Source organism: Spirillospora sp. CA-108201, assembly GCF_050936235.1.
Classification (GTDB): domain Bacteria; phylum Actinomycetota; class Actinomycetes; order Streptosporangiales; family Streptosporangiaceae; genus Spirillospora.
The window spans coordinates 72,062-84,609 of sequence record NZ_JBNJNE010000001.1 but is presented as its reverse complement, the minus strand read 5'-3'; the positions used below and the strand labels follow the sequence as shown (position 1 = coordinate 84,609).

General features: G+C 73.7%; 11 protein-coding genes. 7 read left to right on the top strand and 4 right to left on the bottom strand.

What is annotated here, in order from left to right; translation table 11 throughout:
* Position 1: 1 nt before the first annotated feature.
* Together ACQEU6_RS00440 and polA are read right to left on the bottom strand one after the other, a co-directional pair.
* On the bottom strand, positions 2-502 hold the full coding sequence (locus ACQEU6_RS00440; protein ID WP_499328463.1) for an inorganic diphosphatase: 501 nt from the start codon (positions 500-502) through the stop codon (positions 2-4).
* Between the two features lie 61 nt (positions 503-563).
* Positions 564-3,197, bottom strand: coding sequence for a DNA polymerase I (gene polA, locus ACQEU6_RS00435; RefSeq protein WP_499328459.1), 2,634 nt, complete (start codon positions 3,195-3,197; stop codon positions 564-566).
* A 63-nt stretch (positions 3,198-3,260) separates the two neighbouring features.
* Between polA and ACQEU6_RS00430 the strand changes: the two genes are divergently transcribed.
* Complete coding sequence (locus ACQEU6_RS00430) at positions 3,261-4,091, top strand: LLM class F420-dependent oxidoreductase (protein WP_499328457.1); 831 nt, start codon at positions 3,261-3,263, stop codon at positions 4,089-4,091.
* Between the two features lie 61 nt (positions 4,092-4,152).
* Here the strand turns inward: ACQEU6_RS00430 and ACQEU6_RS00425 are convergent, their stop codons facing one another.
* The gene (locus ACQEU6_RS00425) at positions 4,153-5,667 is read right to left on the bottom strand and encodes a M20/M25/M40 family metallo-hydrolase (RefSeq protein WP_499328454.1); all 1,515 of its coding nucleotides are present in this window, start codon (positions 5,665-5,667) and stop codon (positions 4,153-4,155) included.
* 479 nt (positions 5,668-6,146) lie between these two features.
* Here ACQEU6_RS00425 and ACQEU6_RS00420 point away from each other — a divergent pair, with 479 nt between their 5' ends.
* The 4 genes from ACQEU6_RS00420 to ACQEU6_RS00405 are packed head-to-tail and all read left to right on the top strand — an operon-like array spanning position 6,147 to position 10,015.
* Positions 6,147-8,612 (top strand): sensor histidine kinase, encoded by a 2,466-nt coding sequence (locus tag ACQEU6_RS00420; RefSeq protein WP_499328452.1) that lies wholly within the window; start codon positions 6,147-6,149, stop codon positions 8,610-8,612.
* The gene (locus ACQEU6_RS00415; protein WP_338072124.1) at positions 8,609-9,049 is read left to right on the top strand and encodes a roadblock/LC7 domain-containing protein; all 441 of its coding nucleotides are present in this window, start codon (positions 8,609-8,611) and stop codon (positions 9,047-9,049) included. Before ACQEU6_RS00420 ends, ACQEU6_RS00415 begins: the two co-directional genes overlap by 4 nt.
* A gap of 8 nt (positions 9,050-9,057) precedes the next feature.
* Positions 9,058-9,432 carry a DUF742 domain-containing protein gene (locus ACQEU6_RS00410; RefSeq protein ID WP_499328450.1) on the top strand — a complete coding sequence of 125 codons (375 nt, stop codon included), beginning with the start codon at positions 9,058-9,060 and terminating at the stop codon, positions 9,430-9,432.
* Complete coding sequence (locus ACQEU6_RS00405; protein WP_499328448.1) at positions 9,413-10,015, top strand: GTP-binding protein; 603 nt, start codon at positions 9,413-9,415, stop codon at positions 10,013-10,015. Before ACQEU6_RS00410 ends, ACQEU6_RS00405 begins: the two co-directional genes overlap by 20 nt.
* On the opposite strand, the gene ACQEU6_RS00400 is transcribed toward ACQEU6_RS00405, so the two are convergent.
* Entirely contained in the window at positions 10,012-10,587 is a 576-nt protein-coding gene (locus ACQEU6_RS00400; protein ID WP_499328446.1) for a TetR/AcrR family transcriptional regulator, read from the bottom strand. The genes ACQEU6_RS00405 and ACQEU6_RS00400 overlap by 4 nt on opposite strands.
* 73 nt (positions 10,588-10,660) lie before the next feature.
* On the opposite strand from ACQEU6_RS00400, the gene ACQEU6_RS00395 reads away from it, so the two are divergent.
* Positions 10,661-11,803, top strand: coding sequence for an acyl-CoA dehydrogenase family protein (locus ACQEU6_RS00395; RefSeq protein ID WP_499328444.1), 1,143 nt, complete (start codon positions 10,661-10,663; stop codon positions 11,801-11,803).
* 191 nt (positions 11,804-11,994) lie between these two features.
* A complete protein-coding gene (locus tag ACQEU6_RS00390) occupies positions 11,995-12,333 on the top strand; it encodes a hypothetical protein (protein WP_499328442.1) in 339 nt (112 codons plus the stop codon).
* Positions 12,334-12,548: the final 215 nt, after the last annotated feature.

The window sequence follows — 12,548 nt, the reverse complement described above, 5'->3', positions numbered from 1 at the left end:
ATCACGTCGCGGCGTTCCCGGCCACCTCCCGCGCGCGCTCGGCCGCCCGCTCGATCGTCTGGTCGGCGACCTGCCGGTCCTGCCAGCCGCGCACGTCGGTGCCCTTGCCGGGCTCCAGGCTCTTGTAGATGTCGAAGAAGTGCGCGATCTCGTCGAGGACGTGCTGGTGGACGTCCCGCAGGTCGCGGATACCGGCGTAGCGGACGTCCCCGGCGGGCACGGTGAGGACCTTGGCGTCGGGGCCGCCCTCGTCGAGCATCCAGAACACCCCGACGCTGCGCACCCTGACCACGCACCCGGGAAAGGTGGGCTCCTCCAGCATCACCATCGCGTCCAGAGGGCTCCCGTCCTCCGCCCACGTGTCCGGGATGTAGCCGTAGTCCACCGGATACTGCGTCGAGGTGAACAGCATCCGGTCGAGCCGGATGCGCCCCAGCCGCTGGTCCATCTCGTACTTGTTGCGCGATCCCCGGGGGATCTCGACGATCATGTCGATCTCCATGAACCCCTCCCCAGGGGAGCCCTACCCACGAGCCGCCCGGCCACCTCAGTGCGCGGCCACCTCAGTGCGCGGCGGCGTTCCAGTCGGGGCCGGCGCCGACGGCGACCTCCAGGCCGACCGCGAGCGGGTAGGCCGTCGTCATCCCGATGCGGACGATCTCCTCCACCGCCCCGGCCTCGCCGGGCGCCACCTCCAGGACGATCTCGTCGTGCACCTGGAGCAGCAGGCGGCTGGCCAGCCCGGCGGCGGTGAGCGCCCCGTCCACCCGCAGCATCGCGATCTTGACGATGTCGGCGGCGGAGCCCTGGACCGGGGCGTTCAGCGCCATCCGCTCGGCCGCCTCGCGGCGCTGCCGGTCGTCGCTGTTCAGGTGGGGCAGGTAGCGGCGGCGGCCGAGGACCGTGCGGGTGTAGCCGGTGGCCCGCGCCTCGGCGACGACGTGGCCGAGGTAGTCGCGGACGCCGCCGAGCCGCTCGAAGTAGGCGTCCATCAGCGGGCGCGCCTCGGCCACCGGGATGCCGAGCTGCCTGGCCAGGCCGAACGCCGACAGCCCGTAGGCCAGCCCGTACGACATCGCCTTGATCTTGCGGCGCATGTCCGGGGTGACGTCGCGCGGGCGGGCGCCGAAGACCCGCGCGGCCATCGTGGTGTGCAGGTCCTCGCCGGACTCGAACGCCGCCAGCAGCGTCGGATCCCGCGAGAGGTGCGCCATGACGCGCAGTTCGAGCTGGCCGTAGTCGGCCGTCATCAGCGACTCGTAGCCCTCGCCGGGCGTGAACGCGCGGCGGATGCGCCGCCCCTCCTCCGTCCGGATGGGGATGACCTGGAGGTTCGGGTCGGCGGAGCTGAGCCGGCCGGTCGCGGCGACGGTCTGCTGGAAGTCGGTGTGGATGCGGCCGTCCGCGCCGATCTCCCGGATGAGCCCGGTGACCGTGGAGCGCAGCCGCGCCTGGTCGCGGTGGCGCAGCAGGATCCGCGGCAGGCCGTTGTCGGTCCGGGTGGCGAGCCAGGTCAGCGCGTCCACGTCGGTGGAGTACCCCGACTTGATCTTCTTGGTCCTCGGCAGGTCGAGCTCGCCGAACAGCACCTCCTGGAGCTGCTTGGTCGACGCGGGGTTGAAGCGGCGCCCGGCGATCTCGGCGGCCTCGTCGGCGGCGCGCTCCATCCCGCCGGAGAAGTACCGCTCCAGCTCGTCCAGCAGGCCCGCGTCGACGTGCACGCCCGCGCTCTCGGCGCGGGCGAGCAGGCGCGACAGCGGCAGCTCGACGTCCCGCATGACCTCGTCCATGCCCGTGGACGCCAGGTCGGCGGCGAACACCCCGGCGAGGTCGAGGACGGCGCGGGCGTTCAGCATCAGCCCGGCCGCGCCCTCGGCGGACGGGCGGCGCCCGAGATGGCGGCCCGCGAGGTCGGCGATCCCGTAGGCGGCCAGGCCCGGCAGCAGGAGGTAGGCGGCCAGCGCCGTGTCGGCGGCGATCCCGTCGAGGCGCCGGCCGCGCTCGCCGAAGACGCGCAGCAGCGCCTTCACGTCGTGCAGCGCCTTGGGCCGGGCGGGGTCGGCCAGCCAGGCGGCGAAGGCCCGCTCGTCCCCCGCGGTGAGGCCGGACGGCTCGAACGACGCCGCCTCCCCGTCGCCGGCGGCCAGCGCGATCCGCTCGACGCCGCCCGCGCCGCGCACCCACGTGCCGTCGGCGGCCAGCCCGGTCAGGCCGGTCGCGTGCGCCCCCAGCCAGCCGGCCAGCTCGTCCGGCCCGAGCTCCCGCCCGTGGACGGGCTCCGGCCCGGCGTCCTGCGGGGGGCGTCCGCCGCCCGGGTCCGCCGCGAACAGCCGCTGCCGGATGCTGGCGTTGCGGAACTCCAGCTCGTCCAGCAGGGTGGTGAAGGCGGCCAGGTCGTACGGGCGCCGCCGCAGGTCGGCGGGCGCCACCGGGAGGTCCAGGTCGCGGACGAGCTCGGTCAGCCGCCGGTTCAGCGCGACCGCGTCCGCGGCGGCGCGCAGCTTCTCCCCCGCCTTGCCCCGGATCCCGCCGGCGCGCTCCAGCAGGGCGTCCAGCGACCCGTACTCGCGGACCCACCGGGCGGCCGTCTTCTCCCCGATGCCGGGGATGCTCGGCAGGTTGTCGGACGGGTCGCCGCGCAGCGCCGCGAAGTCGGGGTACTGCGCCGGGGTGAGCCCGTACCGCTCCCGCACCGCGCCGGGCGTGTACCGGATCATCTCCGACGCCGTCCGGTAGAAGTACAGGACGGTGACGCTCTGGCTGACGAGCTGGAGCACGTCCCGGTCGCCGGTGACGATCAGCACGTCCATGCCGTCCGCCTCCGCCGCCGTCGCCAGCGTCGCGATCACGTCGTCGGCCTCGTAGCCGGGCGCCCGCAGCACCGGCACGCTCATCGCGGCGAGCAGCCGGTCCAGGACCGGCAGCTGGTCGCCGAACTCCCGCGGCGACCGCGCCCGGGTGGCCTTGTACCCGGGGAACGCCTCGGTGCGGAACGTCTGCCGGGAGACGTCGAACGCGACGGCCGCGTGGGTGGGGCGCTCGTCCCGCAGCACGTTGGCGAGCATGTTCGCGAACCCGTACACGACGTTGGTCGGCTGGCCGGAGGTCGTGGTGAAGTTCTCGACCGGCAGCGCGTGGAACGCCCGGTAGGCCAGCGAGTGGCCGTCCAGGAGCAGCAGGCGGGGCCGGTCGGTCATGTGTCACATCCTGGCACCCGGGGTACCGGGCATGAAACCGGCGGCGGGGGTGTTGGGGGCGGCATGACCAAGATCGAACTTGGACGGCTCGGGATCTGGCGCCCCTGGCCGCAGCTGAGCCCGGAACTGGCCCGGGACGTCGAGGAACTCGGCTACGGCACGATCTGGATCGGCGGCTCGCCGGCCGATCCCGGCATCGCCGGGGGGCTCCTGGACGCGACCGGCCGCATCGTCGTCGCCACCGGCATCGTGAACATGTGGAGCACGCCCGCCGAGGAGGCGGCCGCGGCCTACCACCGGCTGAACCGCGCGCACGGCGGCCGGTTCCTGCTCGGCGCCGGCATCGGCCATCCGGAACGGGACCAGGCGTACCGCAGCCCGTACGAGACGATCGTGGACTACCTCGACCGGCTGGACGCCGAGGGCGTCCCGGCCGAGGGGCGGGTCCTCGCCGCACTGGGTCCGAAGGTGCTGCGGCTGGCGGCCGAGCGCGCCGCGGGCGCGCACCCGTACCTGACCACGCCCGAGCACACCCGGTCGGCGAGGGAGATCCTCGGAGCGGGCCCGCTGCTCGCGCCGGAGCAGAAGGTCGTGCTCGAACCCGATCCCGCGCGCGCCCGCGCCATCGCCAGGGAGGCGCTGGGCCGCTACCTCGGGCTGGGCAACTACGTCGCCAGCTTCGAGCGGCTGGGGTTCACGGCGGAGGACTTCGCCGGCGGAGGCAGCGACGCGCTCGTGGACGCGCTGGTCGCCCGCGGCGACGCGGCGGCGGTGGCCGCGCGGCTGGCCGCCCATCTGGAGGCGGGCGCCGACAACGTCGCCGTCCAGGTGCTGACCGAGCCCGGCGGCGATCCCCGTCCCGCCCTGCGGTCGATCGCCGGCGAGCTCCTTTGACCGTGCGGACGCGGCGAGGGACGCGCCCGGGGCCGGGCGCGTCCCTCGCTGCGTACTGGTCCTAGCGGGTCGCGTAGTTGCCGACGACGTCCGGCGTCACGCGCCTGCCGGGCTGGGCCTGCCTGCGGGCGAGCTCGTTCCCGTTGACCGTCAGGGTGCTGTGCGCGAACAGCTCGGTGACCGCGGCGGTGCCGTCGATCATCTGGTCGAAGCCCTTCAGGTTCACGTTGTCGTAGCGGTCGCAGGCCTGGTGGTAGCACGGGTCGTAGGCGAGGCCCGCGGTGCCGCCGTACAACTTCGCCTGCTCGGGGGTCTTGATGCCCTCGGCGCCGGTGAACAGTCCGCCGGCGGGGATGCCGACGGTGATGAAGGCGTTGTAGTCCGAGCGCCCGTTGAACGGCGTCGGGTCGGTGGGCAGCTTCCGCTTGCCGAAGAAGTCGACGAACGCCTTCTCGATCGCGCCGGATCCGGCGGGGGCCTCGACGTTGTTCCCGCCGGCGCTGTTGTCTCCGTCGTAGACGAAGTTCACGTAGTTGGGCGAGGCGAGCATGTCGAAGTCGAGCATCAGGGCGACCTTGTCGCGCTCGGCCTGCAGGAGGTTGTCGACGTAGTACTGCGAGCCGAGCAGCCCCTCCTCCTCGGCGCCCCAGAAGGCGAACCGCACCTTGTTGCGGACCTTGGAGCCGAGCTTGTTGATCTGCTTGGCCATCTCCAGCAGCGTCGCGGTGCCCGAGCCGTCGTCGTTGATCCCGGGCCCGGCGGCGACGCTGTCGTTGTGCGCGCCCACCACCACGACGTTGTCGGCCCTGCCGCGCTTGGTGTCGGCGACGACGTTGGCGGCCTGCCGCTTGTCGTTCTGGGTGTCGGTCCTCACCCGCAGCGTGACCCCGCCGTTCTGCGCCTGCTGGACGAGGGCCTTGCCGACCGCGTTCGTCGGGCCGACCACGGGGACGTCGTACGGCGTGGACAGCGTTCCCCCGACCGGTCCCGGCTCGGTGGGCAGCTGGTAGATCACGACGGCGGCCGCGCCGGCGGCGATGGCGTTGTCGGTCTTGACGGAGAAGAAGCAGCCGCCGCGCTGGATCAGCGCGATGTGGCCCCTCGGGAACCCGGCGAAGTCGGCGGCCTCGCACCCGCTGCCGGCTCCGGTGACCGCCGGGTCGACGGGGGTCGCGGGAGCGGTGACGTCTCCCGACCCGGAGTACTGGAGCGTCTCGAAGTCGCCGTGCGGAGCGAACGTCTTCGGCTCGGGCGCCGTCTCGGCGAGCACCGGCTCGGACAGCTCCTGCCAGAAGTCGAACTCGAAGTTCTGGATCGTCGGCGTGTATCCGGCCCGCTTGAGCTGGTCCGCGATGTACTTGATGGTGATCTTGTTGCCGGGCAGTCCCGCGGCCCGGTTGCCGCCGTTGGCGTCCGAGATCTTCTGCAGGTTCAGCTGGTGGTGCCGCACGTCGCTCAGCTTGACGAGCGTGGCCAGCTTGGACTGGGCCGGGCCGGCGGCTTGGGCGGGCGCCGCGGCCACGGTGGTGGCGGCGAGCGACAGCCCGGCGAGGACGGCTAGCGCGGCTCTGCGCATGCTCGCTCTCCGTTGGTGGGGGACAAAGTAAACCGAAGCCTGACATGTGTCATTTCCTGCAACAAGACACGACTCAGCATCAAAACGGCCAATGTTGGCCTAGTTTTTCACCGGGTTAACACGGTTGACATGTCTCCGCCGATTCCCCTCGCGGTCCCTTGGCCCTCCTCGGCCGGCTCCGCCGCCACGACCGGGAAGACCAATCAATTGCAAGATCATTGAATGGGATTCGGCTCGCTGACCTGCGGCGGCACTCGAGAAATGGTGAGAGGCGCGGGGCGGGGCACGCCGCGCCGGCGGGGCGCCCGGAAAGCGCCGCTTGCACGCCCGGGAATCGGCCGTTCACGCGGCGCACGCGAGAGATCACAAGTCGCCGCAGGTGCGGCCTCTGGTCTCCGGCAAATCGAACTAAGTATGCTCCGGTCCCGCCAGGTCGGTCGGGGACGACCGGGTTCGAAGACGATCAGGAGTGTGGGCCGGTGACGAAGCCCGAGCAGGTTCATGGCTCCCATGAGCGGCCGCGCACGCGGCCGGTCGGGCGGCGGATCGCGATGCTCCTCGCCGTCCCGCTCGCCGCCCTCGTCTCGCTGTGGGTGTTCTCGGCCGGGACGACGCTGTCCGCCGCGCTGCAGCGGTCGGAGTTCACGCGGATGTACAAGGACGTCGGGCTGCCGGCCGGGAACGTCATCGGGGCGCTCCAGCGCGAGCGCGCCACGGCCGTGGCCGTCCTGACGACGCGGACCGCCGCCGACAGGCGCGCCTACGAGGGCATCGCGGCCAAGACCGACGCCGCCGTGTCGACCTTCCGGGAGGCGGCCTTCGAGCCCCGCCTCAGGGACGCGATGGGCCCGGAACTGTGGCGGCGCATGGAGGCGCTGGACGACAGCCTCGACCAGCTCGAACCGCTGCGGGCCCAGATCACCCAGGGCGCGGCCAGCACGGTGCAGGCCATCGACTCCTACAGCGGCTTCTCCGACTCGACGTTCCGGCTGCTGACGACCTTCATCAGCGTCAACGACACGGCGGTGTACCGGCAGAGCGCCGGGATCACCCACTTCTCGTGGGCGAGCGACTTCATGCTGCGCGAGGACGCCCTGATGTCCGCGGCCGGCGCCCGCCGGCTGACCGCGGCCGAGCGCATGGCCTTCGCGGGCTGGGCCGGCAACCGCGAGCAGTTCTTCTCGCTCGCCCGCGTCGAGGTGACCGGCGAGCTGTCCCGGGTCGTCGAGGGCCTCGCCACGTCGACCGCCTACGGCAGCTTCACCCTGATCGAGAGCCAGATCCGCCGGCAGGGCCTCAACCCCGGCGTCCGGCAGTGGCGGGCGGCCGCGCAGGAGCTGACCCCGCTGTGGTTCACCTCCTCCTCCCGTCTCGGCGACGCCCTGAACGACGACGTCGTCGAGCCCGCCGGTCACCGGATCATGCTGCGCTTCTTCCTGGCCTGCGTCGTGGGCCTGCTGATCGTGGCCGCCTCGGTCACGCTGTCGGTGCTGTTCGCCCGGCGGCTCGCGCGGGAGCTGCGGGACCTGCAGGCGTCCGCGCAGCGGCTCGCGCACGAGCGGCTGCCCTCGGTCGTGGCCCGGCTGCGGCGCGGCGAGAAGGTCGACGTCGACGCCGAGGCGCCGCGCCCCGAACGGGGGCGGACGAAGGAGATCGCCCTGGTCGCCGACGCGTTCGACGCCGTCCAGCGCACCGCGGTCGGCACCGCGGTCGGCGAGGCCGAGCTGCGCGCCAGCATCAACCGGGTCTTCATCAACCTGTCGTGGCGCAGCCAGTCGCTGCTGCACCGGCAGCTGCGGCTGCTGGACCAGATGGAGCGGCGCGCGTCCAGCCCCGAGGAGCTGGACGACCTGTTCCGCCTCGACCACCTGACCACCCGCATGCGGCGGCACGCCGAGGGCCTGGTCATCCTGTCCGGGTCGCCGACCGTGCGCGCCTGGGACCACCCGGTCGCCGCCGAGGACGTGGTGCGCGCCGCGATCGCCGAAGTGGAGGACTACACGCGGGTCGAGGTGACCGGGGCGTCGTCGGCCGCCGTCACCGGCGACGTCGTCGCCGACGTCATCCACCTGCTGGCGGAGCTGATCGAGAACGCGGCGTCGTTCTCCCCGCCCGCCACGGAGGTCACCGTCAAGGTCGAGACCGTCGCCAACGGGCTGGCCGTCGAGGTCGTCGACCGGGGCGTCGGCCTGGAGCCCGACGAGCTGGACGAGCTGAACCGGCGGCTCGCCAGCGACGTCGAGTTCGACCTGGTCGACACCGAGCGGCTCGGCCTGTTCGTCGTCGCGCGCCTCGCCGCCCGGCACGGCGTCCAGGTGTCGCTCCTGCCGTCCCCGTACGGGGGCACGACCGCGATCGTCCTCGTGCCGCACGCGCTGGTCGTCCTCGACGACGACTGGCACATGGCGCGCGGCCTCACGACCGGGACGCCGCAGCCGGTCGGGTCGGCGGCGCTCGGGGGCGGGGGCCAGGCGCGGCTCGGCCGCCCGGCGCGGCCGGCGCTGCCCGGCCGGATCGTCCGGGAGCGGCCCTCCGACGAGCTCGCCGGCCTGCCCGCGGGCCCGGGCGCGCTGCCGGGCGCCGTGCCGCCGCCGGCGCCGCCCGCCGACCCGCCCCTCGACCCGCCGCCGGACCCCGCCGGGCCGTTCGCGGGCCGGGCCCGCCCGAACGGCGCCGAACCGGGGCCGGGCGGGGTGGAGGACAGCGAGGTCACGGGACGGCTGCCGCGCCGGGTACGGCAGCGTTCCCTGGCCCCGCAGCTGCGCGGGCGCCCCGCGCCGCGGCACGCCCAGCCCGCCCCGGCGGCGGCCGACGACGATTTCGAAGAACCGAGCCCGGAGCTCAGCCGCGACCTGATGGCGTCGCTGCAGTCGGGATGGCTGCGCGGCAGGGTCGGCGACGAACCGGGCGAGCTGGATCCACGCGATGAATGGGGGGAGTCATGATGCGGCAGGGCAACGCCACCGGCGAGCTCGACTGGCTGCTCGACGATCTGGTGCAGCGGGTCGGGGAGGTCCGCCAAGCCGTCCTGCTGTCCAGGGACGGACTGGTCATGGGCGCCTCAGGGGACGTCACCCGCAAGGACGCCGAGTTCCTCGCGGCGCTGTCGTCGGGCTTCCACAGCCTGGCCAACGGCGCCCGCGAGCACTTCCAGGCCAAGCAGGTGCGGCAGACCGTCGTCGAGCTGGACGGCATGCTGTTCTTCGTCATGCCCGCGGGCAACGGGAGCTGCCTCGCCGTGCTGAGCGACGCCGGCGGCAACGCCGGGCTGGTCGCCTACGAGACGACGATGCTGATCAAGCGGGTGCGGCGCACGCTGGCGGCCCAGCCGCGCGGCGCCGAGTCGCAGGATCCGCCGGTGCGCTCGGGCGCGTCAGGCTAGAGCCGGCGGTGGAGAGCCCGAGAGAGCGCTGGGTCGGGCCGGACGCCGGCCCGGTCGTCCGGCCCTACGCGGTCACCCGCGGGCGCACCCGCCCCCGCGGGCTCGTCCTCGACCTGGTGACCGTCCTCGTCGCGACGGGCCGGACCCCGGCCGACCGGGTCTGGCTGTCGCGCGAGCAGCGCCGGCTGCTGGAGCTGTGCGGGCGGCCCTCCACGCCCGCCGACCTCGCCTCGGAGACCGACCTGCCGCTGCGGGTCGTGCAGATCCTCCTGGAGGACCTGCACCAGTACGGCCTGATCGAGGAGATGCAGCAGGCCGCGCAGACCGAACGCCCCGATCCCCGCATCCTCCTGAGAGTGCTCGATGAACTCCGCCGCCTCTGACCCGACCGCCTTCGCCCACGGGCGCGACGACGACGTCCCGCTCCACACCCTGAAGGTCCTGGTGGCCGGCGGCTTCGGCGTCGGCAAGACGACGCTGGTGGGCGCCGTGAGCGAGGTCCGCCCGCTGCGCACCGAGGAGGTCCTCACCGACGCGTCCGTCGGCGTCGACGACCTCGGCGGCGTGGAGGGCAAGACCACCACGACCGTGGCGATGGACTTCGGCCGGCTGACCTTCTCCGGCGGCGTCCGGCTGTACCTGTTCGGCACGCCGGGCCAGGAGCGGTTCTGGTTCATGTGGGACCAGATCGCCTACGGCGCCGTCGGCGCCATCGTGCTGGTCGACACCCGCCGGCTCAGCACGAGCTTCGCGGCCATCGACTTCTTCGAGCGGAGGGGGCTCCCGTTCGTCATCGCGGCGAACCGGTTCGAGGGCGCACGCCGCTACACCGTGGAGGAGATCCGCGACGCCCTCGACGTCGACCCGGAGGTCCCGGTCATGATGTGCGACGTGCGGAGCCGGGAGGTGGCGCGGGGCGTGCTGGTGGCGCTCGTCGAGCACGCCCTCCAGGCCGCCCGGACCTAGCCGGCAGCCATGCGGGCCACGATGAGGGACGCGAGCGCGGCGTAGGCGGCCGAGTCGTCCAGGCCGGTCTCCGCCTTCATCTCGCCGCGGTGGATGGACTCCATCACCTGCCCGGCGACGGCGCCGACGAACGCGGCGTCGCCGCCGGGCGCCGCCTCCCGCACGAGGCCCCGCACGCGCCGCACCGCGTACCGGGTGTTGCTCTTGTAGATCTCCCGCGCCGGGGCGAACGCGTCCAGGTCGGCGAAGAAGGCGGCGGACGCCGGGGCCAGCTCGCGCGAGATCGCCCGCAGGTAGGCGCCGACCCGCTCGCGCGGGTCGGCGCTGCCGTCCAGCGCGGACTCCACGCGCTCGGTGGCGCGGCGGAAGAAGGCCCGCACGACCGCCGTGATGATCTGCTCCCGGCTCGCCGCGACCGAGTAGAGCGTGCTCTTGGAGCAGCGCAGCCGCGCGGCCAGGTCCGCGACGCTCAGCTCGGCGAAACCGCGCTCCAGGAACAGTTCCATGAGCCGGTCGACCAGTGTCTCGCGCCGCCGCGACGCTCTGGTCGCCCGCTCGTCCACCGATGTCATGTCGGCGACAGTACCAAAACGGGTTCGCTGGTACTGGCTTTGGTACGGTGGCGGTGCCGAAAGGAGAACGCCCATGCCCGCCACCCGGCACCTGCCGACCTCCGAGTCCGAGGACCTGGTCGCGCTCACCCGCGAGATCGCGGCCAAGGAGCTCGCGCCGCGCGTCGCGGACGCCGAGCGCACCGGGACGTTCCCGCGCGAGGTGTTCACGACGCTGGGCCGGGCGGGCCTGCTGACGCTGCCGTACCCGGAGGGGTTCGGCGGCGGCGACCAGCCCTACGAGATCTACCTCCAGGTCCTGGAGGAGATCGGGGCGGTCTGGGCGAGCGTCGGCGTCGGCGTCAGCGTGCACGCCCTGTCCTGCTTCCCCCTCTTCGCCTTCGGCACCGACGGGCAGCGCGCGCGGTGGCTGCCCGGCATGCTCTCCGGCGAGCGCCTCGGCGCCTACTGCCTCTCGGAGGCGCACGCGGGCTCCGACCCGGCCGCGATGCGCGCCAGGGCCGTGCGCGACGGCGACTCCTACGTCCTCAACGGCGCCAAGGCGTGGACGACCCACGGCGGCAAGGCCGACTTCTACACCGTCATGGCCCGCACGTCACAGGAGAAGTCGCGCGGCATCTCCTGCTTCCACGTCCCGGCCGGCACCCCGGGCCTGGAGTTCGACGAGCCCGAGGACAAGATGGGCCTGATGGGCTCCACCACCGCGACCGTCCGCCTCGTGGACGCGCGCGTCCCCGCGGACCACCTGATCGGGCACGAGGGCCAGGGGCTGTCCATCGCCCTGGCCGGCCTCGACGCCGGCCGCCTCGGCATCGCCGCCGTCGCCACCGGCCTGGCCCAGGGCGCGCTCGACACCGCCGTCGCCTACGCCAAGGAGCGCGAGGCCTTCGGCAAGGCGATCATCGACCACCAGGGGCTCGCCTTCGTCCTGGCCGACATGGCCGCCGCCGTCGAGTCCGCGCGCGCCACCTACCTCGCCGCCGCCCGGCTCAAGGACGCGGGCCGCCCCTACGGCCGCGAGGCGTCCGTCGCCAAGCTGGTCGCCACCGACAACGCCATGCGGGTCACCACGGACGCCGTCCAGGTCCTCGGCGGGGCCGGCTACACCCGCGACTTCCCGGTCGAGCGCTTCATGCGCGAGGCCAAGGTGATGCAGATCTTCGAGGGCACCAACCAGATCCAGCGCCTGGTCATCTCCCGCCACCTCGCCCGCTAGGCGGGCCCGGCGCCGCGCTCCCGCAGCTCGCGAGCGATGTCGGCGGCGGTGAACGGGGAGCCGCCGGCCGGCTCCTCGGGACTCATGCGGCGCACGCTACCGGACCCCGGTCGCCGCGCCGGTCCGGGGATTGTGGGCGGTTTGTGCGGCGTGTCACGGTCTGCCCGCGGCCCGCGACCTACCGTCGGGTCATGTGGCAGTTCGTCGTGTGGGGGCTCATGGGGGCCGCGGCCAACCGCACGCTGGCGTTCCTGGAGGCGAACCGGCGCGTGAAGGGCCCGCCCTGGCGCTACCCGAAGGGTCCGGGCGGCCGGTACTACCTGTTCGCCTGCGCGCTGCACTGCTCGCTCGCCGCGATGGTGACGTCGGCGGCGGCGGCGAGCGACCTGATCGACGCTCCGTGGCTGGCGTTCGCGTGCGGTGCGAGCGCCCCGGCCGTCATGGCGAAGCTCGGCCGGTACGCGCTCTGGGCGCTGCCGCCGGGGCCCCGCGGCGACGACGAGGACGACGGGCCTGGCCAGGCCGGATGAATGGGGGATGCGATGCCGAGTCCTGATCGCGGCTGGCGCGGACTGCTGGAGGCGTTCTCGGACGCCTCGCCCGCCGGCGGGCCGGACACCGCGCCGCCGGGCGGGCCGGGACGGGCGCGGCGGCTGCTGGAGGCGTTCTCCGACGCCTCGCCCGCCTTCGCCGCGGACGGGACCGGGCCCGCGTCCTCGCCCGCCGCGGATCCGGGGCGGGCGCT